Source organism: Ramlibacter monticola (genome assembly GCF_016722785.1).
Classification (GTDB): domain Bacteria; phylum Pseudomonadota; class Gammaproteobacteria; order Burkholderiales; family Burkholderiaceae_C; genus Ramlibacter; species Ramlibacter monticola.
In genome coordinates this window covers 1410675-1436090 of the sequence record NZ_JAEQNE010000001.1, presented here as the reverse complement: position 1 = coordinate 1436090, position 25416 = coordinate 1410675, and the positions used below count along the sequence as shown (strand labels likewise).

The window sequence follows — 25416 nt, the reverse complement described above, 5'->3', positions numbered from 1 at the left end:
TTCAGAGCACCTTCGGCCGCAGGTCGCGCACGCGCACGGCCTTGCCTTGCGAGCGGGCGACCGCGCCCGGCTCCAGGACCTTGACCCGGGTGCTGATCCCGCACTGCACCTTCACTGCGTGGATCAGCTCGCGCCCGAGTGCGGTGTAGCTGTCGGCGGCCACGCCCGGCTGGGCCTCGATCTCGATCGCCACCTCGTCCAGGATGCCTTCGCGCGTGACGACCAGCTGGTAGTGGGGCGTGAGCTGCGGCCGCCCCACGATGACCGCCTCGATGTGCGAGGGATAGACGTTGACGCCGCGGATGATCAGCATGTCGTCGTTGCGGCCGGTGATGCGCAGGATGCGCGCGTGCGTGCGGCCGCAGTCGCAGGGCTCGGTGGTGATCCGCGTCATGTCGCGCGTGCGGTAGCGGATCATCGGCAGGGCCTGCTTGGTCAGCGTGGTGATCACCAGCTCGCCGACCTGGCCCTCGGGCACCGGCTTGCCGGTCTCGGGATCGATCACCTCGAACAGGAAGTGGTCCTCCCAGCCGTGCAGGCCGTCGCGGCATTCGCATTCGCAGGCCACGCCGGGGCCCATGATCTCCGAGAGCCCGTAGACGTCGACCGCCTTGAGGCCGATGCGGGCCTCGATCTCGGTGCGCATCGCCGCGCTCCAGGGCTCGGCGCCGAACATCCCGATCCGCAGCTTGCCCTGGCGCAGGTCGATGCCCTGCTGCTCGGCGGCCTCGGCCAGCGCCAGCGCATACGAGGGCGTGGAGCAGAGCACGGTGGCGCCGAAGTCCTGCATCAGGGTGATCTGCCGCTCGGTGGCGCCGCCCGAGACCGGCACCACGACCGCCCCCAGGCGCTCGGCGCCGTAGTGCGCGCCCAGGCCGCCGGTGAACAGGCCGTAGCCGTAGGCGTTGTGCACCACGTCGCCCGGCCGCGCGCCGGCGGCGTAGTAGGAGCGGGCCATCAGGTCGGCCCACTGGTCCAGGTCCTGTGCGGTGTAGCCGACGACGGTGGGCTTGCCCGTCGTGCCGGACGAGGCGTGCAGCCGGGCGAGCTGCTCCGGCGGCCGCGCGAACAGGCCGAAGGGGTAGTGGTCGCGCATGTCCGTCTTGACGGTGAAGGGCAGCAGGGCCACGTCGTCCACGCTGCGCAGGTCGCCGCCGCGCACGCCGGCCGCTTCCATGCGGCGGCGCACCGGGGCGACGTTGGCATACGCGTTCTCGACCGTGTCGCGCAGCCGGCGCAGCTGCAGCGCGCGCAGCTGCTCGCGCGGCATGGTTTCCAGTTCGGGATGCAAGTGGCGCTGCGCGGCGGGGGTGGCTGCGGGGCGGACGACGGCTGCCATGGTCACTCCTTCAACGGGGGGCGGTGCGGGCCACGCCGCGCACGGGCATGCGCGGCAGCGAAAAACCTTGCTGGTAGGCGGTGCGCGTGACCAGCGTGAACTTGAAGACCCAGCCCGTGGCGGTGGCCAGCAGGCCGGCCAGCGCGAGGAGCGCGGCCGCCAGGGCGGGGACGGTGGAAGTCGTGGCGGCCAGGGCCAGCAGCGCGAGCGGTGCGGCGAGGCCCAGCCAGCGCATGGCGGGCGCGATGCTGTCGATGGCGCGCAGCGCGGGCGCGCTGGCTTGCTCGCCGAGCCGCAGGCGCCACAGGCGCCCCAGCAGGCCGCGGGCCAGCAGCAGCATGGCGAATGGCACGGCCTGCAGCAGCGGCGGGTTCGCCCAGGCCCCGAGCAGCCAGAACAGGCCCATGCCTTCGGTGAGCCCGGTCAGGACCAGCAAGGGCACGGTGAGCGGGTGCCGCCAGGTCGGGATGCCGCGCGCGGCGCCGAGGATGCGCGCCTGGCAGTAGAGGAACACGGCCGCGGCCACCGCGGTGGGCCACAGGCGCCAGCGCAACCCCGCGATGAGGCCCGCGCCCAGCACGAACAGCACGACCGCCGCCAGCGCCTCGCGCGACATCCAGGAGGTGCGCAGGTGCACGAACACGTTGACCGCGCGCAGCGGGCGGCCGATCTCCAGCCAGACGAAGAACAGGCCGAGGCCGACCAGCCCCAGGCCGGCCAGCACCAGGGGCACCACCAGCCCCGGGGGGGCGCACAGCGCGCCGAAGAACACCAGCCCCGACCCCGCGCCGCCGCAGATGAAGTTGCCCGAGGCGCGCCAGTCCCAGTATCCCTGCAGGCGCTGCAGATGCCGCGTGTTCATCGATCGACCTCCCCCAGCCTTGTTCGCTTCGCGGCCTGCGCCCCCGGGCGCCGGTGCGGCGCTCATGGCGTACGGTCCCACAGGTAATGGAAGCCGGGGCCCGTGCCCAGTTCCTCGTTGATGCGGAAGTGCTTGTGCGTGGCGAGCAGCCGCGACACGTTGCTCTGCGGGTCGTCCGTGTCGCCGAAGTGCAGCGCCTCGGCGATGCAGGAATTGACGCAGGCCGGCGTGGCTTCCGGGTCGACCCCCGGCTTCAGGCCCTTGGCCGTGCCGGCGTCGATGCGCTCGACGCAGAAGGTGCACTTGGTGGCCACCTGGCGCTTCGCTTCGTCCTCGCGCAGCTCCTCGTTGTCGGTGGGCTTGTCGCCATAGGCGAACACCCCCTTCGGCGAGAGGAAGCGGGCCTGGTACGGGCAGGCCACGGTGCAGTAGGCGCAGCCGATGCACAGGTCGTAGTCGATCGTGACCACGCCGTCCTCGCGCTTGCGCGTGGCGGTGGTGGGGCAGACGTCGGCGCAGGGCGGCTCGTCGCAGTGCTGGCACCCCATCGGGACGAAGGCGCGCTGCACGTCGGGGAACTCGCCCATCTCGATGTCCAGCACCCGGCGCCACTGCACGCCCGGCGGCGTGGCGTTGGCGTGCTTGCAGGCGGCGGTGCAGGTCTGGCACCCCACGCAGCGCCGCAGGTCGGCGACCATGGCCCAGCGTGTCATGCCGCCTCCTTCACGCGCTTGAGGCTCACGCGCACGAGGTCGGCGCCGGAACCGGTGGCATCCGTGAGGTCCATTCGCATGGGGGTGAGCGCGTTCATGCTCGGTACGTCGAAGTCCTTGGCCAGGGGTGTGGCCCAGTGGCCGAACTGCCCGATCGCCAGCAGGGTGTCGGGGCGGATGCCCTGGCGCAGCACGGCGCGGCCGCGGATGCGCGCCTCTGGCGTGGCGACCTCGATGGTGTCGCCCTCGGCGATGCCCAGTTCCGCGGCGGTGCCCGCGTTGAGGATCACGCCGCGGTGGCCGGCGATGTTGTCGGCCACTTCCTTGATCATCTGCATGCCCACGTTGCCGCCCCAGGCGTACTGCATGCTGCGGGCCGTGATCAGCCAGAAGGGATAGGCCGCGGGGCTGCCGCCCTGCTTCTCGACCACCGCGAGCCACGGCGCGCCGAAGTCCTTGCAGGCGGGCAGCGCCTGGTATTCCTTCAGCTGCTCGTCCCACCAGTCCATGCCGTTCTCGTGCAGGCGGCGGCCCAGTTCCACGCCGACGCGGGCGAGCCGCTCCTGGTAGGGCAGTTCGAAGCGCAGGCCGCGTTCCACCATCGTGGGATAGAGGTACCACTCGCTGCGCGGGAAGGGCCGGGTGGCGAGGCCGTGTTCCTTCCACCAGTCCAGCCCGTGCTGCTCGGCGCCCTCGGTCAGTTCGGCGCTGGCGGCGCGGCATACGGCGTCCCAGATCTCGTCGCGTGCGGGGAGGTGGTCGGTGGGCAAGGAGGCGTCGGCGTGCTCGTTCTTCAGCGGCACGCCGGCCGCGCCCTTGTTGATGGCGCGCACGTAGCCCTCGGTGAGGCCGGTGCGCGCCGCGAGCTCACTCGCGACTTCGGTGAAGTCGCGAGCCTCGCCGCGCGGCGCCACCACGGGCTGGCGCAGCGCGAAGCCCTGGTGGTCCCAGAACTGCTCGACGTACTTGGTGCCGCCGATGCGGATCAGCTGCAGGCTCTCCAGGTCCACCGCGTCGGGCAGCAGCACGTCGGCGAAGTGGTTGGTCTCGTCGCGGGTGTAGGCGAAGGCCACCACGAAGGGGAAGCGGGCCATCTTGTCGGCGATCGCCGCGGTGTCCCAGAAGGAGATCGCGGGGTTGGTGCGGTAGACGAACCAGACCTCCGGCAGCGTCACGCGCGGCAGGCCGGTCGGCGTGGCGTCGAGGAACATCCAGGAGAAGTGGGTCGGGCCCAGGGCCTGGCTCCAGGGGCCGTCGCTCGCCAGCGGCACCATGGTGCGGTAGGCGTTGCGGATGTTGGGCCGGGCCGACCAGTGCTCCTTGTCGGTCGGGTTCAGCTGGAAGTGCATGAAGCCGTCGGCGCCCGGCTTGGCGCTTTCCAGCCGCTGCGACATGGGGCGCGCCAGCCGCACGGTGGTGCCGATGGTGCCGCCGGGCACTTCCAGCGCGCCCACCAGCGTGGCCAGCACGGTGCGGGCCCAGCAGCATTCGTAGCCGCCCCACCCGTTGTTGACGGTCTTGCCGAGCGTGACCGCCACCGGCCGGTAGGGCAGGGTCTTGCCGTCGATCTCGATCGTCTCGCCGACGCAGGCGTGCTCCAGGTATTCGTTGGCGACCTGGCGGATCGTCTCGGCCGGGATGTCGCACACGCCGGCCGCCCATTCGGGCGTGTAGCCGGCCATGTGCTGCGCCATGCGGGTGAAGGCGGTCTGGCCGCACAGGAGGCCTTCGGCCAGCACCTCGCCGTCCGCGCCGGTCTCGATGGCGTCGACTTCGTACCCGCCTTCGAGCGCTTCGGCGATGCCGGGCACGTCGTGCGGCCGGGCCGAGCCCGTCAGCGTGTCCCACACCAGCGGCTTGCGGCTGGCGCGGTCGCGCAGGAAGTAGCCGTGCGGACCCACCAGATAGGGCGAGCCGGTGCGGCGGCCGAGGAATTCCAGGTCGAGTGCGCCGCGCGGCGACTCGTGCAGCATCACGTGGATCAGCGCGAACAGGAAGGCGGCGTCGCTCTTGGGCTTGAGCGGCACCCACTGCGCCGAGCAGGCGCCGGTGATGGACAGGTGCGGCTCCACCTGCACGCGCTTCATGCCGCGCTCGCGGGCGCGCGAGTGGCGCCAGATGCCCACCACGCCGCCCGAGGCCTCGATGTTGGAGCCGCAGGAGATCAGGTAGTTGCACAGGGGCGTGTCGGCCGACACGATGAAGGCGCGGTGCCAGTACTCGCCGTACAGGTGCTCGGAGTGGTAGCACTTGACGCCCTGGCCGGAGCCGAGGCCCATGTCCACCGCGCCCCAGGCCGCGAGGAAGGCCGGGAAGGTGCCCATGTAGGACTGCGGCGTGCCGCCGCCGCCGAAGCTGGCGGCCACGCGCGGATAGCCGGATTCGTCGGTGAGGCCGGTGGCGCGGATCGCATTGAGCTTGTCGGCGATCAGCGTCAGCGCCTCCTCCCACGAAATCGGGACGAAGCCCGGGTCCTCCTTGCGGCCCTTGCGCGGGTTGGTGCGCTTCATGGGCGTGAGGACGCGGTTCGGGTTGTAGGTCTTCTGGATCAGCCCGAAGGCCTTGACGCAGACCTTGCCGCCGCCCGGGTGCACGGCGGCGGCGCAGAAGTTGGGCTCCACCTCCGTGGCCACGCCGCCCTGCACCTTGACGGTGAGCAGGTCGGGGCCGGCCACGCACTGATAGCAGTACGTGGGCACCTTCCGGGTGGCAGCCACCGGGGTCATGCCAGGCCTGCCTTCTTCGCCTTTTCGGCGAGGCGCTGCTCGGTCGCGGCCTTGTCCACGACGAAGCGGTTGTGGACGGCGCGGCAGATCGTGTCGACGCCGTCGCTGCCGCTCACGGTGAAGGTCACGGCGCGCTTGTTGACCGCGCTGATCTCCACCTCCAGCGTGATCGGCATGCCGAGCAACGAGGCGGCCAGGTGGTCGATCTCGACGCGGGTGCCCACGGAGTCCTCGCCGGCGTCCAGGTGCTTGAGCAGCAGGTCGCGGCACGTTTGCTCGATGTCGCGCACCAGCGCGGGGGTGGCGTAGACGCGGGCTTTCTCGCCCATGAAGTCGATGGTGCGGTCGCGGGTGACTTCGAGTCGGGCGGTGTGCTTGACGCCGGCTTGCAGGGTGGCTTTCATGGTTTCCTTCGTTCAGGCGGATCCGAGGTAGGCGCGCTGCACCTGGGGGTCGTGCAGCAGGTCGCGGGCGCTGCCTTCCAGCACGATGCGGCCCGTCTCCATGACGTAGCCGCGGTCGGCCACGCCGAGGGCGGCGCGGGCGTTCTGGTCGACCAGCAGGATGGTGGTGCCCACTTTGCGCAGGGCGTGGATGCGGGCGAAGATCTCGGCGACCAGGCGCGGGGCCAGGCCCATGCCGGGCTCGTCGAGCAGGAGCAGGCGCGGGCGCGCCATCAGCGCGCGGGCGATGGCCAGCATCTGCTGCTGGCCGCCGGAGAGGTTGCCGGCGAGCTCGCGGAACTTGTCGCGCAGCACCGGGAACAGGTCCAGCACCGGCTCCATGTGGTCCAGGCTGCCGCGGGCGAAGGTGCCGAGCTTCAGGTTGTCCTCCACCGTCATGGGCGCGAACACCTGCCGGCCCTCGGGCACCTGGATGATCCCGGCCTGCACGCGCTGGCGGGCGTGCAGCTTCAGCAGGTCCGCGTCTTCGAACCGGATCTGTCCGCCGCTGGCCGGCTGCACGCCCGAGATCGTGCGCAGCAGCGTGGTCTTGCCGGCGCCGTTGGCGCCCACGATCGCGACCAGTTCGCCCGCGTTCACGCGCAGGCTCACGCCGCCGAGAGCGGGGATGCGGCCGTAGCGGCTGGCGAGCGAGGCGACTTCAAGCATGCGCTGCCTCCGCTTCTTCCGCCGGCGTCTCGGCGCTGCCCAGGTAGGCCTCGATCACGCCGGGATGGCTGGAGACTTCGTGCGGCGTGCCTTCGGCCAGCTTGCGGCCGTGGTCCAGCACCACGACGTGGTCGGAGACCTCCATCACCAGCGCCATGTTGTGCTCGACCAGCACGATGGTGGTGCCGGCTTCGGCCAGGCGCTGGATCAGCGCGTCGATCTCGCGCGCCTCGGTGGCGTTGAGGCCCGCGGCCGGTTCGTCCAGCAGCAACAGGCGCGGCTGCGCGGCCAGGGCACGCGCGATTTCGAGCCGCTTCAGCGCGCCGTAGGACATGGCGTCGGCCCGCGTGTCGTCCTGTCCGCACAGGCCCACCAGCCGCAGCAGGTCGTGCGCGGCCTGGCGCGATTGCGCCTCGGCGCGCTGCAGGGCGCGCGTGCGCAGCAGGGCGGCGGCCAGCGAATGGCGCTCGCGCAGGTGCCGCCCCGTCATGACGTTCTCCAGCGCCGTCATATTGAAGAACACCTGCAGGTTCTGGAAGGTGCGGCCGATGCCGGCCGCGGCGAAGCGGTGCGCGGGCTGGCCCGCGAGCTCCTGGCCTTCCAGCTGGATGCTGCCGGCATCGGGCCGGTAGATCCCGCTCAGCATGTTGATCAGGCTGGTCTTGCCGGCGCCGTTGGGGCCGATGACCGAGTGCACCGCACCGCGCTCGAAGCGCAGGTCGACGCCGCCGATCGCCTTCACGCCGCCGAAGGACTTCTCCAGACCCCGCACCGCGAGCAGCGTCATTGGAGAACCTCCCCCAGGCTCCGCACTTCGTGCTGCGCCTCCCCCCTCCGCGAGCGGAGGGGGCGAGCGCCTTCGGGCGGCCGTGCGGCGCTCATTGTGGCCTCCCGTTCCACCAGCGCGCCACGGTGGGCACCAGTCCCTGCGGGAACAGCACCATCGTGGCCACGAGCACGGCGCCGAAGACCATCATCTCGTAGTCCTTCAGCACGGTCAGCAGTTGCGGCAGCAGGGTCATGACGGCCGCGCCCACCACCGCCCCGAACACCGAGGCCATGCCGCCGAACACCACCATGATCACCAGCTCCACCGAGTGCAGGAAGGTGGCCTTGGCCGGGGTGATGAAGCCGGCGTAGTGGGCGGTGAGCGCGCCGGCCAGCGCGGCCAGCATGGCGGAGAGCGTGAACACCTGCAGCTTGAAGCGGGTGCAATCGATGCCGAGCGTCTGGGCCGCCACTTCCGAGCCGTGCAGGGCGCGCAGCGCACGGCCGTTGGGCGAGTCGATCAGGTTGAGCGCGAGCCACACCGTGCCCACCAGCAGCCCGCCCGCGATCCAGTACCAGGCCTGCTCGCCCTGCACGGCGAGGCCGAACAGCACCAGCGGCGGCACCGGCATCCCGTCCGGACCACCGGTCCACTTGTCTTCGGTGGTCAGCGCGATCGAGATGATCACGCCGAGTCCGAGGGTGGCCATCGCGAGCGGATGGCCCTTCAGCCGCAGCGTGGGCCGCCCGAGGACGTGGGCGAGGGCGCCGACGGCGATGCAGGCGCCGGGCAGCGACAGCCACACCGGCACCCCGTAGCGGGTGGCGAGGATCGCGCTGGCGTAGCCGCCCAGCGCGAAGAAGCCGGCGTGGCCGAGGCTGATCTGCCCGGCATAGCCGATCAGGAGGTTCAGCCCGACGCACACCACCGCGTTGATCGCGATCTGGATCGCGACCTCGTAGGCGTAGTTGTTCGGCAGCGCCAGCGGGGCGAGCACCACCAGCGCCGCCAGCAGCAGCGTGCCGCCGCTGCGCGGACGGGCCAGCCAGGCGCGCGCGGGCGCTGCCGGCGGTTCAGACGCGGTCGCTGCTGCGGGCACCAAGAAAGCCTCCGGGAAGGAAGAACAGGACGCCCAGGATCACCACGAAGGCGATCGCGTCCTTGTACGCGGACGAGACGAAGCCGGCGCCGAGCCCCTCGAGCAAACCGAGCACGAGGCCACCCAGCACGGCGCCGGGAAAACTGCCGAGGCCGCCCAGCATGGCGGCGGCGAACCCCTTGAGGCCCAGCATGATGCCGGCGTCATAGGAGGTGAAGGCGATCGGGGCGATCAGCACGCCGGCGACGGCGCCCAGGAAGGCCGCGAGCCCGAAGCTCGCGAACAGCACGGCGCGCGTGTTGATGCCCACCAGCAGCGCGGCGAGCCGGTTGAAGGAGGTGGCCAGCATCGCCTTGCCGGCCAGCGTGCGGCCGTAGAAGAAGCGCAGCGCGATCACCGCCAGCGCGGCGCCGCCCAGCACCCACAGGCTTTGCGGCAGCAGGGTGGCGCCCGCGAAGGCGATGGGCTCCTCGCCGGAGAAGGCCGGCAGGCGGAACACGCCCTTGCCCCACACCAGCTGGGCCAGCCCGCGCAGGAACAGCGAGACGCCGATGGTGATGATGATCAGCGTGACCGTGCCCGCATGGCGCGCCGGCGAGATCGCCACCCGCTCGATGACGAGCGCGACCACGATCGCCGCGGCCAGCGCGAGCAGGATGGCGAGCGGCAGCGACACGCCGGCCGCCACCAGCGTCGCGGCGCTCATGCCGCCCACCATCACGAACTCGCCCTGGGCGAAGTTGATCGCCCCGCTGGCGTTGAACACGATGGTGAAACCGAGCGCGACGAGCGCGTAGATGGCGCCAGCGGTCAGGCCGCTGGCGACGAACTGGAGCCAGGCTCCGCCCATGGTCGTGTCCCGCGGTCCGGCGTTACTTGGCCAGGGACCACTTGCCGTCCTTCACCTCCAGCATGCGGAAGGCGGTGAGGTCCAGGCCCATGTGGTCGTTGGCGTTCATGTTGACGACACCGCCGGTGCCGACGTAGCCGCGGGTGGCTTCCAGCGCATCGCGCACCTTGGCCTTGTCGGTCGAACCCGCGGCCTTCATCGCGCCCAGGGCGAGCATCAGGCCGTCGTAGGCGTGGCCGCCGAAGGTGGAGACGTCGCTCTTGAACTTGTCCTCGTAGTGCTTGCGGTAGTTGCTCACCACCGGCTTCTGCGGGTCGCCGGCGGGCAGGATGTCCGACACCAGCAGGGCGGCCGCCGGCAGGCGCACGCCTTCCGCGGCGGGGCCGGCCAGCTTGATGAACTCGCGCGAGGCGACGCCGTGCGACTGGTACAGCGGCGCCGTGAGGCCGACCTGGCGGTAGTTGCGCGTGACGATCGCCGGGCCCTGGCCGAAGCCGGCATTGAGCACCGCCTGCGCGCCGCTGGCCTTGATCTTGGTGAGTTGCGCGGTCATGTCGGTGTCGGTGGCGCCGTAGGTCTCGTCGGCCACCAGGTCCACGCCGTACTTGGGCGCGACCTTCACGCACTCGGCGCGCATGGACTTGTCGAAGCCGCCGCTGCCGGAGATCAGCGCCACCTTGGTGAGCTTGCGCGCCTGGGTGTCTGCGAAGATCTTCTCGCAGGCCATGCGGTCGGTGTGCGGCGTCTTGAAGACCCACTTCCTGGTCGGCTCGACGATCGGCACCGCGCCGGCCAGGGAAATGAAGGGCGTGCCGGACTGCTCGGCGAGCGGCACGGCGGCCATCGTGGCGCCGGTGGTGGAGCCGCCGACGATCACGTCGACCTTGTCCTGCTCGATCAGGCGCTTGGCGAAGGTGCGGGCCTTCTCGGCGTCGCCGGCGTCGTCGTAGGAGAAGAGCTGCAGCTTGCGGCCGAGCACGCCGCCTTCGGCATTGATGCGCTCCACGTACATTTCGAGGGTCTTGAGCTCCGGGTCGCCGAGGAAGGCGGCGGGACCGGTGACGGAGAGGAACGCGCCGATGCGGATCGCTTCCTGCGCCTGCGCACCGCCGGCGAACATGCCGAACGCGACCGTGGCCGCGACCGCAGGCCGCGCGGCGACCCTCATGAACGTGGAAAGGCCCATTGCTTTGTCTCCTGTCTTGTGGACCCCGGCTCGGTGGTTGGCTGGGGTTCGGGCCATTGTGGTAGCCTGATGCCGGAATTCCTTGATCTGCCACAACCTTGACCCGTACTGCATCTCCGCGCTTACCCTTGGCCCGCCGTCCGCGCGCGCCGATCCCGCCGACTTCCGGCGCCGTCACCGTGCGCGCCGTGCGCCGCTCCGACCTCGACCAGGTGATCGCGCTCGACGCGCAGGAAACCGGCCTGGAGAAGCGCGACTACTGGGAGCGCGTCTACAAACGCTACGGCCGCGCTGGCCGGGGCGAACAGAGCTGGTTCCTGGTGGCTGTCGCGGGAAACACCGTCGTCGGCTTCGTGATCGGCGAGGTGCGCGACTGGGAGTTCGGCTCGCCGCCGTGCGGCTGGCTGTTCGCCATCAACATCGAACAGGAAGCGCGCCAGGCGGGGATCGGCTCGCGGCTGATGACCAGCTTCTGCGACGGGTTGCGCGCGGCGGGCGTGCGCAAGCTGCGCACGATGCTCTCGCGCGACAACACGCTGGTGCTGTCCTTCTTCCGCAGCCAGGGCATGATGGCCGCGCCCATCATTCCGCTCGAGCTGGACGTGGCCGCCGCGGCCGGGAAGGGGCGCGCATGAAGCTGCAGGTCAACACCTTGCTGGCGCTCTACAGCGTCATGGAGTTCGCCGCGGACCCGCAGCGGCACATCCCGGCCTCCGAGATCGCGGACAAGTACGGCGTCTCGGCGCATCACCTGGCCAAGGTGCTGGCCGAGCTGGCGCGTGCCGGCGTGGTGATGTCGGTGCGCGGCGTTGGCGGCGGTTACCGCTTCACCGCCAACGTGCGGCGGCTGACGCTGATGGACATCATCCAGCTGTTCGAGGACTTCTCGCCGGTCCACCACCAGCACGGCGAGCCGGAGACGCCGGTGGACCGCGCGATCGGCCAGGTGATGACGGAGATCGACCAGATCGCGCGCGCGACGTTCAGCTCGATCACGGTGGCGACGATGCTGCGGCTGGTGGAGCGGCAGGGCTCGGGGGAGTAGGGGCGAAAACCGGACAGCCGAACGCAGAGGGCGCGAAGATACGCAAAGGACGCAGAAAAGACAAAGAAAACCTTAGAGGGTTTTCTTCTGCGTCCTCTGCGTAACCTTTGCGCCCTCTGCGTTCGGCTGTCCGGTTTTCGGCTTCAGGGCAGCGCCTGCACTTCCTCCGCCTGGATCAGGCGCATCAACCATTCCCATCCCCGGTCCACCTCGGCCTGCAGCGCGGCCACTTCGGCCTCGGCGAGGCCGCGGTAGCGTTTCTGCAGCGCCAGGTAGTCGCCGACCTTGCGCGGGCGCAGCGAGTAGTTGAGGGTGTACCGGCTCCCGTCCTCCACCTCGTACAGCGGGAACGCGCCGCACTCCACCGCGTAGCGCGCGGCCTGCAGGCCGCCGTCGTCGTCCAGCCCCCAGCCGTCGATGCAGGGCACCAGCAGCGTGAGGATGCGGAAGCCGCGGATCGCCTTGGCCTTCTCCACCTTGCGCAGCATGTCGTCCATGAAGCCCACGCTGGCCGTCGCCGCATACGGCACGCCGTGCGCCGCCATGATGCCCGTGAGGTTCTTCTTGCGCGTCGGCTTGCCCTCGGGCGTGGAACTCGTGCGGGCGAACAGCGGCGTCGAGGAGGACTTCTGCGCGCCGGTGTTCATGTAGCCCTCGTTGTCCAGGCAGACGTAGAGCATGTCCTCGTTGCGCTCCGCCGCTGATGACAGGCACTGCAGGCCGATGTCGTACGTGCCGCCATCGCCGGCCAGCACCACCACCTGCGTGTCGCTGCGGCCCTGCGCATCGAGCGCCCGCCGCAGCCCGGATGCGGCGGCGGCGCTCGCTTCCAGCGTCGGCTGGTACACCGGGATGCGCAGCGAGCTGTAAGGCTGCGGACCGGCGATGATCGCCATGCAGGAGGGCGGGATCACCGCCATGGTGTCGGGGCCCATGCGGGCGAGCACGTGGCGTGCCGACAGGGCTTCCATGCAGCCGGGACAGGCCGCATGGCCGGAGCACAGCATCGGGTCGCGGCGTTCAATGCGTTCCATGGTCACCCCCAGGTCGATTCGGGCGCGGCCGCACCCTGCAATGCCGCAGCCACCAGCTCGCGGATGCGCCGCGGCTGCACGTCGACACCGCCCACGCCCGCCAGCACCCCGTGCACGCGCGGCGCATCCGGCAGCCCGTAGAGGGCGGCACGGACTTCCTGGTGCAGGATGCCCCCGAGCCCCGGCGAGTGGTTTCGATCGAGCACCAGCACGTCCGGCACGCCGGCCAGCGCGACGCGCAGCGCCTGCTGCGGCAGCGGCCGGAACAGGCGCAGCTTCAGCAGGCCCGCAGCCAGTCCGTCCGCGCGCAGCTGGTCGATCGCCTCGCGCGCCGTGCCGCACATGCTGCCGAGCGCGACGACCACGATGCGCGCGTCCTCGCATCGGTAGCGCTCCACCAGGCCGTAGCTGCGCCCGGTGAGTTCGCCCCAGACCCGGTCCGCTTCCTGCGCCACTTCGAGCGCGCGCGCCATCGCCTCCTGCACCGCCTGCCGGTGGCGGTTGTACATGTCCGGGGTCACCACGTTGCCCCACCCGGAGGGCGCTTCCGTGTTCAGGTGGCGCACCCGCCGGCAGGCCGCGAGGTAGCGGTCCGCCGTCTCCTGCGAGGGCACGTGCACCGGCTCCAGCGAATGCGAGACGTAGAAGGCGTCGTGGCTCACCATCGCGGGCAGCTGCACGGTCTCGGCGATGCGGAAGGCCTGCAGCACGGTGTCCAGCGATTCCTGCGGGCTCTCGCTGTAGAACTGGAGCCAGCCGGTGTCGCGCTGGGCCAGGCTGTCGGTCTCGTCGGGCCAGAAGGCCCAGGGCGAGGCCACCGTGCGGTTGACGTTGCACATCACGATCGGTGCGCGCGCGCCGCTGGCGTAGTGCAGCACCTCGTGCATCAGCAGCAGGCCCTGCGAGGCGGTGGCGGTGAACACACGCGCCCCCGCCAGGGAGGCCGGGATGCAGGCCGCCAGCACCGAGTGCTCGGATTCGGGCGTGAGCACCTGGGCATGCAGTTCGCCGCGCGCCTGGAATTCCGTGATCAGTTCCAGGATCGGCGTCTGCGGCGTGATCGGATAGACCGGGATCACTTCGGGCCGGGCGAGCCGCGCCGCCCAGGCGGCGGCGTGGTTGCCGTTCAGGAGCAGGGTCTGGCCGTCGCTCATCGCAGTTCCTCCTGCAGGACCATCGAACCCGTGGGGCATTCACGGACGCAGATGCCGCAGCCCTTGCAGTAGTCGGCCAGCACCGCGTAGCCGTCCTGGCCGTGCGTGATGGCCAGGTCGGGGCAGAACTGGAAGCAGTTGTCGCAGCTGGTGCAGGTGCCGCAGGAGAAGCAGCGCGCCGCCTCCGCCTGCACTTCCCCGGGCGAGAGGGCCAGCTGCACCTCGTCGTCGCCCGCCACTCGCTGCGGCACGCCCAGGCGCTGGTGCTCCGGCCGCCGGCGTGGGGGGTGGTACCAGGTGGCGATTTCCTGCAGGCCCACCGGCTGCGCGGGGGGGACCTCCGTCCGCTGCGTCCCGCGCAGGGCGCGGTCGATGTCGAGCGCCGCCCGCTTGCCCATGCCGACCGCTTCGCTGAGGAAGCGTGCCATGCTGGCGAGGTCGCCGCCGGCCCAGACGCCCGGCAAGTCGGTGGCCTGCCGGGAGTCGACGCGCAGCAGCCCCCCGGCCGTGGCGCCGGCCGGGAACAGCGACAGGTCCGCATCCTGCCCGATCGCCGTCAGCACGGCATCGGCCTGCAGCGTGAACGCGCCCTCGCCGCTGGCCTCGACGCGCGGCGGCGCCCCGGCCGCGCCCGGCTCGAAGCGGACCCGCACGCATTCCAGCTGCAGGGGATCGCCCTCGACGCTGCGCACCATGGTGCTGTCGCACAGCAGCACGCCTTCCTCCAGCGCCTCCTGCACTTCCTCCCGTTGCGCCGGCATCGCGCTGCGCGCCTCCAGCGACACGACGGTGACGGAGCAGCCGTTGCGGCGCGCGCTGCGCGCGACGTCCATGGCGCTGCTGCCGCCGCCGATCACGACGATGCGTTGCCCCAGCCGCGGCGCGTCGCCCTCGGCGCAGCGGGCGAGATAGTCCGTGCCCTGCATCAGCCAGGGCGCCTGCGCGGGCAACTGCGGCAGCGCCCTGGGCCGGGCCGCGCCCAGCGCGAGGTACACCAGGTCGTGCCGCTCGCGCATCCGCTGCAGGTCCTCCGGGGTGCGCAGCGTGAAGCCGCAATGCACGTCGACGCCCAGCGCCACGATGCGCTCGATCTCGCCATCCAGCACGGCGCGGGGCAGGCGGTAGGCAGGGATGCCGTAGCGCATGAGGCCGCCCAGTTGCGGCTTCGCCTCGTAGAGGCTGACGCGCCAGCCGCGCCGGCGCAACTGGTAGGCGGCGGACAGCCCGGAGGGCCCGCCGCCGATCACGGCGACGTGCGCTTCCTGCGCCACGGCCGGCGGTTCGAACGCCCAACCCGCCTCCAGCGCGGCGTCGCCGACGGCCCGCTCCAGCCGGCACACGGACACCGCCTCGTCGTAACCGGCCCGGTTGCAGGCCGATTCGCAAGGGTGGTGGCAGATGCGCCCCGCGATGGCGGGGAAGGGATTGTTGACGGCCAGCACCTCCCAGGCGCGGCGCAGGTCGCCGGCGCGCGCATGGCCGATCCAGTCGGCAATCAGGCCGTTGACCGGACAGGCCTGGTGGCAGGGCGACGGGCGCGCCAGGTACTGCGGCATGGCCGCGCGCCAGGTGCCCGTCTTGAAGACTTCGGTTGTGCCCGTGGTCCAGGCGGTGGGGGGCAGGACGGTGCTCACGATGAAACCTCCTCGGCGCCGGCCGCCGCGTAGCCCAGCGCGCAGGCCGCGGCGTTGGCGTCGCCCTGACGGCCTTCCAGCAGCAGGTCGCGCAGGACCTCCAGGCGCGGCGAAGCCAGGGCCCGCGCCAATGCCCCGAGCAGGGCCGAGTTCACGATGCGTCCGAGTCCCTGCGAACGCGAGATCCCGATGGCATCGACCGGCAGCACCCGGTACCCGGGCAGGTTCTCCCGCCACTCGGCGGCGGTGTGGACCGAGTTCACCACGATCACGGTGTCGGGCCGCGCGCGCGCGAGCAGCGGCGGCTGCAGCAGGCTGGCATCGAAGCAGAGGATGGCGTCCGCCTTCTCGATGTCGCAGCGCAGCCGGATCGGCCGCTCCGCCACGCGGATGAAGGAACTCACGGGGGTGCCGCGGCGGGCTCCGCCGTAACTGGCGAAGGCCTGCACCTGGCGGCCCTCGGCGAAGAAGGCGCGGGCGAGCAGGTTGCCCGCCGTCTGCGCGCCCTGGCCGCCGCGGCCCTGGATCACGATCTGCAGCATGGCCGCGTCGTTCATTGTTGTCTCCTCAGCACAGCTTCGGCACCGCGGGGCGCGGAGGTTCTCCGCGCCCCGCGGTGCGTGTCTTCAGGCCGCGGGCAGGACCGCGGTCGCCTCCAGCTCGATGACCCCCGGGCGATCCAGCAGGTCGGCCACGAAGATCATGCTCATCGCGGGGTAGTGGCGCCCCATGCGCTCGCGCCAGATCGCGCCGAGCTCCTTGCGCGCGGCCATGTACTTCGGCTTGTCGCAGCAGAAGGCCGTGATGCGGCAGATGTGCTGCGGACCGCCGCCGGCTTCGCGCAGGACGGCCAGGATGTTGTCCAGCGCCTGCGCGAACTGCGGGGCGATCTCTTCGGAGTGGAAGCGCTGCTGCGCATCCCACCCCACCTGGCCGGCGAGGAAGACGATGCGGCCCGCGGCGGGCACTTCGATGCCGTTGGCATAGCCCTGGGCCGGCGCCCAGCCTTCGGGAAGGAGGGTTCTCATGCGTCAGTGCGGATAACGGGGTGGATCGGGATCGTCGTCCCAGCCGGCGGGCGGCTCGGGCACGCGCTTCAGCCAGTCCTGCAGCAGCACGATGTGCTCCCGCTCGTCGGCCTGCAGCCGCTCGGCGGCGCGGCGCATGTCGTCGCCCTCGCAGCGCTGCACCAGTTCGGCGAAGAAGTCGTGCGCGCGCTGCTCGGCGTCGAGCGCCAGGCGCAGCGCGTGCCACGGGTGCATCAGGTAGTGCGTTTCGTCGTAGGCCGGCGCCGAGGGCGCACCGGGCAGGCCGGGCGGCTCCGGTGCGCGCGTCCAGCCCATGGTGCGCAGGATCTCGGCTGCGTGCAGGGCCTCCTGGCTGGCCAGCCGCCGGAACAGCGCAGCCACTTCCTGGTTGTTGTGGGTGGCCAGCACATCGGCCAGCTCGCCATAGCGCTCGACCGCTTCGCGCTCCAGCGCATAGGCCTGGGCCATCAGTTCCGTCATGTCGCGCGGAGTGGGCACGTTGTGGATCCTCATGATTGCGACTCCGTTCAGAGGGCGAACTCCTCTTCCATCTGTTCCAGCGTGCGGCTCGGTTCGCCGGGACCGCCGCTGTAGGGCGCTCGGTGGCCCGCATAGAGCACGCCGATGTTGAAGCCGTCGTCGGTCATGATCCGCTTGGCGGCTCGGGCCGCGTCGTCGGTCGGGCCGACCGGCGCAGCATGGACCTGGTTCTTCCATTCCTTCTGCTCGGGGCGGAAGGTCACGCAGGGGCTCAGGATCTCGATGAAGGAGAAGCCCGGGTGGCGGATGCCTGCCGCGATGATCTCCGCCGTGCCGTTCTGGTCTCCGGCGAAGGCGCGCGCGACGAAGTTGGCTCCCGCGGCCAGCGCGATCACGAGCGGGTGGAACGAGCGCACGCCGGTGCCGCCCGGAGACAGCTTGTTGTCCCAGTCCGGCTCCGTGGTCGGCGAGGCCTGGCCCTTGGTCATGCCGTAGACGTGGTTGTCCATCACGATGTAGGTCAGGTCCACGTTGCGGCGGCAGGCGTGCAGGAAGTGGTTGCCGCCGATCGAATAGCCGTCGCCGTCGCCGCTGGCCACCAGCACCGTCAGGTCGGGCCGCGCGACCTTCAGGCCGGTGGCGGCGGCCAGCGAGCGGCCATGCACGCCATGGAAGCCGTAGCAGGAGGTGTAGGCCGGGATGCGCGAGGAGCAGCCGATGCCCGAGACCACCGCCACTTCGTGCGGCGGCCGCTGCACCAGCGCGAGGGCCTTGGTCACCGCATTGAGCACGGTGTAGTCGCCGCAGCCCGGGCACCAGATCGGCTTGGTCGCGGACTTGTAGTCGACAGGCGTGTACGGCTCGGCGACCGCGTCACTGGAGCACATGGCGCTCATTTCGTCTCCTTTCGGTCGGCAGCCCATTCGAGCAGGGCGGCACAGATGTCGGCGGGGCGCAAGGGCAGCGGGCCGGGGCGGTGGAAGCCGGCGGGATCGCCGGGCAGGCGCGCCACGCCCTTGAGGTAGCGCAGCAGCTGGCCTTCGTGGTTCTGCTCGACGACGATCACGCGTTCGACGCCGGCGAGCGCCTGCGCCATGGCTTCGGGCTGCAGGGGCGCGATCAGCCGCAGCACGATCACGCGGACCTCGACGCCGTGGGCGGCGGCGCGCCGCGCGGCTTCCCGCACCGGGCCGGCCGCGGACCCGAAAGCGATCACGGCCAGTGGCCCGTTGCCTTCGATGTCGGCCCAGCGGCTGCCGTACTCGTGCTGCATCAGCTTGCGCAGGCGCTTGTCCAGCTGGCGGCGGTGGTCGGCGGCCTGGCTGCTCGGCACGCCCGTTTCGCTGTGCTCCAGGCCGTCGGCGGTGTAGGTGTTGCCGGGCGTGCCCGGGATCGCCATCGGCGAGATCCCGCTGGGCGTGTCGCCATAGCGCTTGTAGTTCGGGGAGTCGGCTTCGGCCACGAGGCGCTTCGCGTTCGGAGCGGGCAGCTTCGGCATGTCGACGATCGAGCGCGACTGGCCCATGAACTGGTCGGACAGCACCAGCGCGGGCGACTGCAGCGCCTCGGCCAGTTCCACCGCCCACTGCGTCGTCTCGATGCAGTCGGAGATCGAGCTCGGCGCGAGCACCAGCCGCGGCGCGTCGCCGTGCAGGCCGCCCACCGCGAAGGAAAGATCGCTCTGCTCGCTCTTGGCCGGAATGCCGGTGGACGGGCCGCCGCGCATCACGTCCATGACCACGATCGGCACTTCGGCCGCGACCGCCAGCCCGATGCCTTCGGTCATCAGCGACAGGCCCGGGCCTGCCGTCGCGGTGAACGAGGGCACGCCGCCGAACGAGGAGCCGATGATCATGTTGATCGAGGCCAGTTCGTCCTCGGCCTGCAACAGCGATCCGCCCGCCTGCACCAGCGCCGGCGCCATCCACTCCAGCACTTCGGTGGCCGGCGTGATGGGGTAGGCCGCGACGAAGCGGATCCCGCCGCGGATCGCGCCGTAGCCCGCGCCTTCGTTGCCGCTCACCAGCCAGCGCTTGCCGTGTTGCCCGGCCAGGGGGCGTGCCTGCGGCGCGTAGTCGCGGGCCGCTGCCGCGCCTTCGCGCACCGCGCTCAGGTTGGCGTCGAGCGCGGCCTCGTTGCGGGTCCAGCCCTTGCGCACGGCCGCTTCGAGCGCCTCCACCTGGAGCCCCGACATCGCCCCCGTGATGCCGAGCGCCAGCATGTTGATCCAGCTGCCCGGGATGGCCTTGGCCATCTTCTTGAGCGGCAGCGACAGCACCCGCGCGCCGCTGCGGGCGAAGACCTCGGGAATCTCGCCGCCTTCGGAATCGCAGACCAGCAGGCCGCTGGCCCGCAGCGGGATCTCGTCGGCGAAGCGGTGCACGTTCTGCCAGTCGATCGCGAGCAGCACGTCGAAGGCATCGTCGAGCGACTCGAGCTGGGAGGTCGCGAGCCGCACCAGCGCGGCCGCTTCGCCACCGCGGATCTGCGGGCCCATGGTCTTGACCATGAGGCCGTAGAGGCCGCTTCGCGCCGCGGCTTCGAGCAGCCAGTTGCCGGCGCTCATCACGCCGCTGCCGCCGCTGCCGGCGATGGCGATGGACACGCTGTCGAGCGCGGTGGTGGGGGAGGGCGGAGCCGCCGTGCGCGGCCGGGACTCGCTGATCAGTGACGCATCCACGCTGTTTGTCTCCTCGGTGGTGATGGACCGAGTAAACGGTGAGGGGCGCGTCGGGACCTTGAACCAGATCAAGGTTTTGCTTCGAAACGGCACCCAGAATGCGCTAAATCGGCATTCGGGTACCTATTTACCGTTTGCCTGCGGGTTAACCCGGATTTGGAGGAGACAGATGAGCATCGATGCATACCGCTGGCTGATGACGGCGCCCCAGGAACCGATGGTGAAGCGGGACTTCCTCGCGACGCCAGGCGATGGCGAAGTGGTGGTGGAAATCGCGGGCTGCGGCGTGTGCCACACCGACCTCGGCTACTACTACGACGGCGTACGCACCAACCAACCCCTGCCGCTCGCGCTCGGCCACGAGATCAGCGGCCACGTCGTCGCGACCGGCGCCGGCGCCGAAGCGTGGAAGGGCAAGGCAGTGATCGTGCCGGCCGTGCTGCCCTGCGGCGAGTGCGACCTGTGCAAGCGCGGCCTCACCACCATCTGCCGCGCGCAGAAGATGCCCGGCAACGACATCCAGGGCGGCTTCGCCTCGCACATCGTGGTGCCTTCGCGCGGGCTGTGCCCCGTCGACGAGCAGCGGCTGGCGAAGGCGGGACTGGAACTGTGGCAGGTGTCCGTGGTGGCCGATGCCCTCACCACGCCTTACCAGGCGGTGCAGCGCGCGGGTGTCACGCCCGGCAGCCTGGCCGTGGTGATCGGCGCGGGCGGCGTCGGCGGCTACTGCGTGCAGGTGGCGAATGCCTTCGGTGCCAAGGTGCTCGCGATCGACGTCGATGATCGCAAGCTGGAGGCCATCGCCCGCTACGGCGCGGCGAAGACCCTCAACAGCCGCGGCCTGGATGCCAAGCAGGTCAAGCAGGCGGTGCAGGCCTTCGCGAAGGAGCACGGCCTGCGCCCCACCGAGTGGTTCATCTTCGAGTGCTCGGGCACGTCCGCCGGCCAGCAGAGCGCGTGGAACCTGCTGGTGCACGGCGCGACGCTGAGCGTGGTGGGCTTCACCATGGACAAGGTCGAAGTGCGCCTGTCCAACCTGATGGCCTTCGATGCGCGCGCGATCGGCAACTGGGGCTGCCCGCCCGAGCAATACCCGGCCGCGCTGGAGCTCGTGCTGGACGGCAAGGTGCAGGTCGCGCCCTTCGTCGAGGCGCATCCCCTGTCCGACATCAATCCCATTTTCGCGGCGGTGCATCGCCACGAGATCCGCGCCCGCGTGGTGCTGCAGCCCCGCTGATCCCAAGAGAGGAGACAGACCGAAATGAACGCCCCCATCGCTCCCGTGCTGGAGTTCAAGAACCACGACCTGGCGCCGCAGCCGAAGACGCCCGGCGTGCGCTACGAGAAGCGGCCGGCGCGCAGGCCGGACGGCTCCGTCGCGCCCGGCCTGTTCAACGCGTGGATCACGCTGGACAACCCGACGCAGTACAACTCCTACACGACGGACATGGTCAAGGCCGTGATCCTGGCGTTCAAAGCGGCCTCCAATGCGCGCGACGTCAACTGCATCGTCTTCACGGGCGTGGGCGACAAGGCCTTCTGCACCGGAGGCAACACCAAGGAGTACGCCGAGTACTACGCCGGCCAGCCGCAGGAATACCGCCAGTACATGCGCCTGTTCAACGACATGGTCAGCACGATCCTGGCGGCGGACAAGCCGGTGATCTGCCGCGTGAACGGCATGCGCATCGGCGGCGGCCAGGAGATCGGCATGGCCTGCGACTTCACCGTGGCGCAGGACCTCGCGAAATTCGGCCAGGCCGGCCCGAAGCACGGCTCCGCGCCCATCGGCGGCGCCACCGACTTCCTGCCGGTGATCGTGGGCGCCGAGCGCGCCATGGCGGCCTGCGTGCTGTGCGAGCCTTTCTCGGCGCACAAGGCCTACCAGATGGGGATGATCACCGACGTCGTGCCGGCCCTGAAGGTGGACGGCAAGTTCGTGGCCAACCCGCTGGTGGAAACCCAGCGCATGGTCGACGACTACGGCCGCAACGCCTACGGCGAGTTCAAGACCGGTGACGCGGCCAAGCAGGGCAAGGCGGTGCTCGCGAGCGGCGAAGTGGACCTCTCGCTGCTCGATCAGAAGGTCGAGGAGCTGTGCGCCAAGGTCCTCATGACCTTCCCCGAGTGCACGCTCAAGACGATCGAGGAGCTGCGCAAGCCCAAGCTGGCCGCCTGGAACGCGAACAAGGAGGACGCGCGCGACTGGCTGGCCCTGAACATGATGACGGAGGCGCGTTCCGGCTTCACCGCGTTCAACGAGGGCACGAAGGAGGACCGCGAGGTCGACTTCGTCCTGCTGCGCCAGAAGCTCGCCGCCGGCCAGAGCTGGATCGGCTCGCTGCACGACGAGATCCAGCCGAAGGCGAAGAAGGACTGAGATGGAGAACGACGCTCCCCTGAAGGTCTGGCTGGAACGCGACGGCGCGCTGCTGCGGCTGCGCCTGAACAAGCCCAAGGCCAACCTGGTCGATGCCGCCATGATCGCGGCGCTGCACGCGGCGCTGGGGCAGTACCGGCGCCACGTGATGCTGCGCGGCGTGCTGGTCGACGCCGAAGGCCCGCACTTCAGCTTCGGCGCCAGCGTGGAGGAGCACCTTCCCGACCGGTGCGCGGCGATGCTGACCTCGCTGCATGCGCTGCTGCTGGAGATGCTGGAGTTCCCCGTGCCCGTGATGGTGGCGGTGCATGGACAGTGCCTGGGGGGCGGCCTCGAACTGGCGCTTGCCTGCGGCCGCATCTTCGCCGCGCCCTCCGCGCAGTTCGGCCAGCCCGAGGTCAAGCTGGGCGTGTTCGCCCCGGCTGCCTCCGCGCTGCTGCCCTACCGAGTCAACCAGCCCGACGCCGAGGACCTGCTGCTCACCGGCCGTTCGATCGGCGCGGAAGACGCGCTGCGCATCGGGCTCGTGCAGGAAGTGGCGGAGGACCCCTCCGTCGCCGCCAAGGCCTGGTTCGACCAGCACCTGGTCGGCAAGAGCGCCGCGGCGCTCGCCTGCGCCACCGTCGCCGCCCGTGGCGTGATGCAGAAGCAGGTGCGCGAGCGCCTGGCCGAACTCGAACGCCTGTACCTCGACTGGCTGATGCGCACGCACGACGCCAACGAGGGCCTCGCGGCTTTCCTGGAAAAGCGCCAGCCCGCCTGGACCCATCAATGAAGGAGCGCTCGCAATGACTGCAATTACTCCCGTACAGGCGATCGTCGAGCGCTGCCAGGCGCTCTTCGACGACCTCGATTTCAACGCCGTCAAGCAATGGAAGGCGGCCGACCCGGCGCGCAAGGCGATCGGCTACATGCCCTGGTACGTGCCGCGCGAACTGATCCACGCCGCGGGCTTCCTGCCGGTAGGCATCCTCGGTGGCGGCGACAGCCTGGAAGTGATCCAGGGCGACGCCTACTACCAGAGCTACATCTGCCGCATCCCGCGCTCCACCATCGAGCTGGGGCTCACCGGCCGCCTCGACTGCATCGACGGCATGCTGTTTCCGTCGATCTGCGACGTGATCCGCAACCTCTCCGGCATGTGGCAGGTCCTGTTCCCCGAGAAGTACGTGCGCTACTTCGACGTGCCCCAGAACTACCAGGACAACGTCGGCGGCCACTTCTACATCCACGAGATGCAGGGGCTGCGCGAGGACCTGGCGAAGCTGCGCGGCAAGCCGATCACCGACGAGGAGCTCAATGCCTCGATCCGCGTCTACAACGACAACCGCGCGGCGGTGCGCGAGCTCTATGCCTACCGCGCGCAGAACCCGCAGCAGGCGCCCACCTCCGAGGTCTACCTGCTCGGGCGCGCCGGCATGGTGCTGCCGCCCGAGGAGCACACGCAGCTGATGCGCGACTACATCCGCGAGACCGACAAGATCCCGCGGCCGAAGCGCGACAACGCGCGCGTCGTCGTCACCGGCTCCTTCTGCGAGCAGCCGCCGCTGGCGCTGATCAAGTCGCTGGAGATGGCCGGCTGCTACGTGGTGGACGACGACTACATGCTGGTCTCGCGCTGGCTGCTGGACGAAGTCCCGGCCGACGCCGACCCGCTGGACGAACTGTCCAAGGCCTTCCTGCACCGGTCCGCCTCGATGGCGGCGAAGTACGACGCCACCCGCGCGGAGAAGGGCGTGTTCCTGCTCAAGCAGGTGAAGACCCGCGGCGCCGAGGGCGTGGTCTTCGCGGCGCCTTCGTTCTGCGACCCGGCCCTGCTGGAGCGGCCGATGCTGCAGGACGTGCTGGCGAAGAACAACATCCCGTACACCGCATTCAAGTACGCAGAGAACACCGGGCAGATGGCCCCCATCCGTGAACAGGCTGGCACCTTCGCCGATTCGATCAAGCTCTGGAGCGACGCAGCATGAACGACACCGTGATCCCGATGCCGGCCTCGAAGAAGGCCAAGCCGACGGCCGTCAAGGACGACGCGATGAACCTCCAGAAGGAGCTCATCAACGCGAACTACATGGACCTGGCGCAGGCGCACAAGCAGGGCCGCAAGGTCGCCGCGACCTTCGTGCCCGGCAACCTGAACGAGCTCCTCATGTGCTTCGACCTCGCGCGAAGCCTGCCCGAGACCAACGCGCTGCAGAACGGCATGCGCAAGAAGTCCGGCAAGTTCATCATGGACGCCGAGCGCGATGGCCACTCCGAGGACGTCTGCACCTACGTGAAGGCGGACCTGGGGATGATGATGGGCGGCGAAATCGGCCCCACCGGCGACCCGCTGCCGGTGCCCGACGTGCTGCTGCTGTCGTACACGGGCTGCTTCACCTTCATGAAGTGGTTCGAGCTGATCCGCCACAAGTACGACGTGCCCACGCTGATGCTGCACGTGCCCTACCAGGGCTCCGGCCGGATCGACCCGAACATGCGCGACTACGTCGTGCGGCAACTGAAGGAAACGATCATCCCGGGGCTGGAGAAGATCTCCGGCGTCAAGTTCGACATCGACCGCCTGCGCCAGTACATGAAGGAGTCGGTGAAGGCCGAAGACGACCTGGTGAAGGTGCTGCAGTCGGCCAAGAACCGGCCTTCGCCCATCGACGGCTACTTCGGCGCCGTGTACTACATCGGCCCGATCTTCACCGCCTTCCGCGGCACCCCGGAAGCGACCAACTACTACCGCGTGCTGCGCGAGGAGATCGAGCAGCGCGTCCGCGAAGGCCGCGGTCCGGTCACGCCCGAAGGCGACATGAAGAACGAGCAGTACCGGCTGATCGTCGAGGGCCCGCCCAACTGGACCAGCTTCCGCGACTTCTGGAAGATGTTCTACGACGAGGGCGCCGTGGTGGTGTCCTCCACCTATGCCAAGGTGGGCGGCCTCTACGACTTCGGCTTCCGGCACGACCCCGATCATCCGCTGGAGTCGCTGGCGGAGTACTGCCTGGGCTGCTACACCAACCTGAACCTGCCTTCGCGGATCGACATGATCTGCAACTACATCGAGGAGTACCAGGCGGACGGCCTGCTGATCAACTCGATCAAGAGCTGCAACAGCTTCTCCGCCGGCCAGCTGCTGATGATGCGCGAGGTCGAGAAGCGCACCGGCAAGCCGGCGGCCTTCATCGAGACCGACCTGGTCGACCCGCGCTACTTCTCCGCGGCCAACGTCAAGAACCGGCTGGAGAGCTACTTCCAGATGGTCAAGCAGAAGCGCACCACGGGCATCGGCGAAGGCGTCCGGCCGGTGATCCCGCTGCACTCGGTGCAATAAAAG

General features: G+C 70.2%; 25 protein-coding genes. 7 read left to right on the top strand and 18 right to left on the bottom strand.

Features of this window, described 5'->3' with window-relative positions:
• Position 1: 1 nt before the first annotated feature.
• The 10 genes from JJ685_RS06950 to JJ685_RS06905 all read right to left on the bottom strand — a co-directional run bounded on the left by JJ685_RS06950 (position 2) and on the right by JJ685_RS06905 (position 10656).
• Entirely contained in the window at positions 2-1339 is a 1338-nt protein-coding gene (locus tag JJ685_RS06950; protein WP_201673451.1) for a phenylacetate--CoA ligase family protein, read from the bottom strand.
• A gap of 10 nt (positions 1340-1349) precedes the next feature.
• Positions 1350-2201, bottom strand: a complete 852-nt coding sequence (locus JJ685_RS06945; protein WP_201673450.1) for a DmsC/YnfH family molybdoenzyme membrane anchor subunit — start codon at positions 2199-2201, stop codon at positions 1350-1352.
• Between the two features lie 62 nt (positions 2202-2263).
• The gene (locus tag JJ685_RS06940) at positions 2264-2914 is read right to left on the bottom strand and encodes a 4Fe-4S dicluster domain-containing protein (RefSeq protein WP_201673449.1); all 651 of its coding nucleotides are present in this window, start codon (positions 2912-2914) and stop codon (positions 2264-2266) included.
• Positions 2911-5640 (bottom strand): molybdopterin-dependent oxidoreductase, encoded by a 2730-nt coding sequence (locus JJ685_RS06935; RefSeq protein ID WP_201673448.1) that lies wholly within the window; start codon positions 5638-5640, stop codon positions 2911-2913. Before JJ685_RS06935 ends, JJ685_RS06940 begins: the two co-directional genes overlap by 4 nt.
• Positions 5637-6044 (bottom strand): thioesterase family protein, encoded by a 408-nt coding sequence (locus tag JJ685_RS06930; RefSeq protein ID WP_201673447.1) that lies wholly within the window; start codon positions 6042-6044, stop codon positions 5637-5639. The genes JJ685_RS06935 and JJ685_RS06930 overlap by 4 nt, the downstream gene beginning before the upstream one ends.
• A 12-nt stretch (positions 6045-6056) precedes the next feature.
• A complete protein-coding gene (locus tag JJ685_RS06925) occupies positions 6057-6752 on the bottom strand; it encodes an ABC transporter ATP-binding protein (RefSeq protein ID WP_201673446.1) in 696 nt (231 codons plus the stop codon).
• Positions 6745-7539, bottom strand: a complete 795-nt coding sequence (locus JJ685_RS06920) for an ABC transporter ATP-binding protein (RefSeq protein WP_201673445.1) — start codon at positions 7537-7539, stop codon at positions 6745-6747. Before JJ685_RS06920 ends, JJ685_RS06925 begins: the two co-directional genes overlap by 8 nt.
• A 91-nt stretch (positions 7540-7630) precedes the next feature.
• A complete protein-coding gene (locus tag JJ685_RS06915; protein ID WP_330901725.1) occupies positions 7631-8620 on the bottom strand; it encodes a branched-chain amino acid ABC transporter permease in 990 nt (329 codons plus the stop codon).
• Positions 8595-9470 (bottom strand): branched-chain amino acid ABC transporter permease, encoded by an 876-nt coding sequence (locus JJ685_RS06910; RefSeq protein ID WP_201673444.1) that lies wholly within the window; start codon positions 9468-9470, stop codon positions 8595-8597. The genes JJ685_RS06915 and JJ685_RS06910 overlap by 26 nt, the downstream gene beginning before the upstream one ends.
• Positions 9471-9492: 22 nt before the next feature.
• Positions 9493-10656, bottom strand: coding sequence for an ABC transporter substrate-binding protein (locus JJ685_RS06905; protein ID WP_236598694.1), 1164 nt, complete (start codon positions 10654-10656; stop codon positions 9493-9495).
• 128 nt (positions 10657-10784) lie between these two features.
• Here JJ685_RS06905 and JJ685_RS06900 point away from each other — a divergent pair, with 128 nt between their 5' ends.
• A complete protein-coding gene (locus tag JJ685_RS06900; protein ID WP_201673443.1) occupies positions 10785-11291 on the top strand; it encodes a GNAT family N-acetyltransferase in 507 nt (168 codons plus the stop codon).
• On the top strand, positions 11288-11701 hold the full coding sequence (locus JJ685_RS06895; protein ID WP_201673442.1) for an RrF2 family transcriptional regulator: 414 nt from the start codon (positions 11288-11290) through the stop codon (positions 11699-11701). Before JJ685_RS06900 ends, JJ685_RS06895 begins: the two co-directional genes overlap by 4 nt.
• 143 nt (positions 11702-11844) lie before the next feature.
• Here JJ685_RS06895 and JJ685_RS06890 read toward each other — a convergent pair whose 3' ends face one another.
• From JJ685_RS06890 to JJ685_RS06855, 8 genes are all read right to left on the bottom strand, one after another.
• Positions 11845-12735 carry a thiamine pyrophosphate-dependent enzyme gene (locus JJ685_RS06890; protein ID WP_201673441.1) on the bottom strand — a complete coding sequence of 297 codons (891 nt, stop codon included), beginning with the start codon at positions 12733-12735 and terminating at the stop codon, positions 11845-11847.
• Between the two features lie 2 nt (positions 12736-12737).
• Positions 12738-13889, bottom strand: a complete 1152-nt coding sequence (locus JJ685_RS06885) for a transketolase C-terminal domain-containing protein (RefSeq protein ID WP_201673440.1) — start codon at positions 13887-13889, stop codon at positions 12738-12740.
• Positions 13886-15523, bottom strand: coding sequence for an FAD-dependent oxidoreductase (locus JJ685_RS06880; RefSeq protein ID WP_201673439.1), 1638 nt, complete (start codon positions 15521-15523; stop codon positions 13886-13888). The genes JJ685_RS06885 and JJ685_RS06880 overlap by 4 nt, the downstream gene beginning before the upstream one ends.
• Positions 15520-16080, bottom strand: a complete 561-nt coding sequence (locus JJ685_RS06875; RefSeq protein WP_201673438.1) for a 2-oxoacid:acceptor oxidoreductase family protein — start codon at positions 16078-16080, stop codon at positions 15520-15522. Before JJ685_RS06875 ends, JJ685_RS06880 begins: the two co-directional genes overlap by 4 nt.
• Before the next feature lie 69 nt (positions 16081-16149).
• Complete coding sequence (locus JJ685_RS06870) at positions 16150-16551, bottom strand: RidA family protein (protein ID WP_201673437.1); 402 nt, start codon at positions 16549-16551, stop codon at positions 16150-16152.
• Positions 16552-16554: 3 nt separating this feature from the next.
• On the bottom strand, positions 16555-17064 hold the full coding sequence (locus JJ685_RS06865) for a ferritin-like domain-containing protein (RefSeq protein WP_201673436.1): 510 nt from the start codon (positions 17062-17064) through the stop codon (positions 16555-16557).
• A gap of 14 nt (positions 17065-17078) precedes the next feature.
• Positions 17079-17927 (bottom strand): 2-oxoacid:ferredoxin oxidoreductase subunit beta, encoded by an 849-nt coding sequence (locus JJ685_RS06860; RefSeq protein WP_201673435.1) that lies wholly within the window; start codon positions 17925-17927, stop codon positions 17079-17081.
• On the bottom strand, positions 17924-19711 hold the full coding sequence (locus JJ685_RS06855) for a 2-oxoacid:acceptor oxidoreductase subunit alpha (RefSeq protein ID WP_201673434.1): 1788 nt from the start codon (positions 19709-19711) through the stop codon (positions 17924-17926). The genes JJ685_RS06860 and JJ685_RS06855 overlap by 4 nt, the downstream gene beginning before the upstream one ends.
• Before the next feature lie 169 nt (positions 19712-19880).
• On the opposite strand from JJ685_RS06855, the gene had reads away from it, so the two are divergent.
• Genes had through bcrB form a run of 5 tightly spaced genes read left to right on the top strand, consistent with a single transcriptional unit; the run spans position 19881 to position 25413 of the window.
• Positions 19881-20948 (top strand): 6-hydroxycyclohex-1-ene-1-carbonyl-CoA dehydrogenase, encoded by a 1068-nt coding sequence (had, locus tag JJ685_RS06850; RefSeq protein WP_201673433.1) that lies wholly within the window; start codon positions 19881-19883, stop codon positions 20946-20948.
• A 24-nt stretch (positions 20949-20972) separates the two neighbouring features.
• Complete coding sequence (gene oah, locus JJ685_RS06845) at positions 20973-22091, top strand: 6-oxocyclohex-1-ene-1-carbonyl-CoA hydratase (RefSeq protein WP_201673432.1); 1119 nt, start codon at positions 20973-20975, stop codon at positions 22089-22091.
• A gap of 1 nt (position 22092) precedes the next feature.
• Positions 22093-22866, top strand: a complete 774-nt coding sequence (locus JJ685_RS06840) for a cyclohexa-1,5-dienecarbonyl-CoA hydratase (RefSeq protein WP_201673431.1) — start codon at positions 22093-22095, stop codon at positions 22864-22866.
• Positions 22867-22879: 13 nt separating this feature from the next.
• Positions 22880-24061 (top strand): benzoyl-CoA reductase subunit C, encoded by a 1182-nt coding sequence (bcrC, locus tag JJ685_RS06835; RefSeq protein WP_201673430.1) that lies wholly within the window; start codon positions 22880-22882, stop codon positions 24059-24061.
• Complete coding sequence (gene bcrB / locus JJ685_RS06830) at positions 24058-25413, top strand: benzoyl-CoA reductase subunit B (protein WP_201673429.1); 1356 nt, start codon at positions 24058-24060, stop codon at positions 25411-25413. Before bcrC ends, bcrB begins: the two co-directional genes overlap by 4 nt.
• Positions 25414-25416: the final 3 nt, after the last annotated feature.

Bases quoted from the DNA above. Each gene is read 5' to 3' on its own strand.
- JJ685_RS06950 (WP_201673451.1), bottom strand. From the start codon at position 1,339: ATGGCAGCCGTCGTCCGCCCCGCAGCCACCCCCGCCGCGCAGCGCCAC.
- JJ685_RS06945 (WP_201673450.1), bottom strand. From the start codon at position 2,201: ATGAACACGCGGCATCTGCAGCGCCTGCAGGGATACTGGGACTGGCGC.
- JJ685_RS06940 (WP_201673449.1), bottom strand. From the start codon at position 2,914: ATGACACGCTGGGCCATGGTCGCCGACCTGCGGCGCTGCGTGGGGTGC.
- JJ685_RS06935 (WP_201673448.1), bottom strand. From the start codon at position 5,640: ATGACCCCGGTGGCTGCCACCCGGAAGGTGCCCACGTACTGCTATCAG.
- JJ685_RS06930 (WP_201673447.1), bottom strand. From the start codon at position 6,044: ATGAAAGCCACCCTGCAAGCCGGCGTCAAGCACACCGCCCGACTCGAA.
- JJ685_RS06925 (WP_201673446.1), bottom strand. From the start codon at position 6,752: ATGCTTGAAGTCGCCTCGCTCGCCAGCCGCTACGGCCGCATCCCCGCT.
- JJ685_RS06920 (WP_201673445.1), bottom strand. From the start codon at position 7,539: ATGACGCTGCTCGCGGTGCGGGGTCTGGAGAAGTCCTTCGGCGGCGTG.
- JJ685_RS06910 (WP_201673444.1), bottom strand. From the start codon at position 9,470: ATGGGCGGAGCCTGGCTCCAGTTCGTCGCCAGCGGCCTGACCGCTGGC.
- JJ685_RS06905 (WP_236598694.1), bottom strand. From the start codon at position 10,656: ATGGGCCTTTCCACGTTCATGAGGGTCGCCGCGCGGCCTGCGGTCGCG.
- JJ685_RS06895 (WP_201673442.1), top strand. From the start codon at position 11,288: ATGAAGCTGCAGGTCAACACCTTGCTGGCGCTCTACAGCGTCATGGAG.
- JJ685_RS06890 (WP_201673441.1), bottom strand. From the start codon at position 12,735: ATGGAACGCATTGAACGCCGCGACCCGATGCTGTGCTCCGGCCATGCG.
- JJ685_RS06885 (WP_201673440.1), bottom strand. From the start codon at position 13,889: ATGAGCGACGGCCAGACCCTGCTCCTGAACGGCAACCACGCCGCCGCC.
- JJ685_RS06875 (WP_201673438.1), bottom strand. From the start codon at position 16,080: ATGAACGACGCGGCCATGCTGCAGATCGTGATCCAGGGCCGCGGCGGC.
- JJ685_RS06870 (WP_201673437.1), bottom strand. From the start codon at position 16,551: ATGAGAACCCTCCTTCCCGAAGGCTGGGCGCCGGCCCAGGGCTATGCC.
- JJ685_RS06865 (WP_201673436.1), bottom strand. From the start codon at position 17,064: ATGAGGATCCACAACGTGCCCACTCCGCGCGACATGACGGAACTGATG.
- JJ685_RS06860 (WP_201673435.1), bottom strand. From the start codon at position 17,927: ATGAGCGCCATGTGCTCCAGTGACGCGGTCGCCGAGCCGTACACGCCT.
- had (WP_201673433.1), top strand. From the start codon at position 19,881: ATGAGCATCGATGCATACCGCTGGCTGATGACGGCGCCCCAGGAACCG.
- oah (WP_201673432.1), top strand. From the start codon at position 20,973: ATGAACGCCCCCATCGCTCCCGTGCTGGAGTTCAAGAACCACGACCTG.
- JJ685_RS06840 (WP_201673431.1), top strand. From the start codon at position 22,093: ATGGAGAACGACGCTCCCCTGAAGGTCTGGCTGGAACGCGACGGCGCG.
- bcrC (WP_201673430.1), top strand. From the start codon at position 22,880: ATGACTGCAATTACTCCCGTACAGGCGATCGTCGAGCGCTGCCAGGCG.
- bcrB (WP_201673429.1), top strand. From the start codon at position 24,058: ATGAACGACACCGTGATCCCGATGCCGGCCTCGAAGAAGGCCAAGCCG.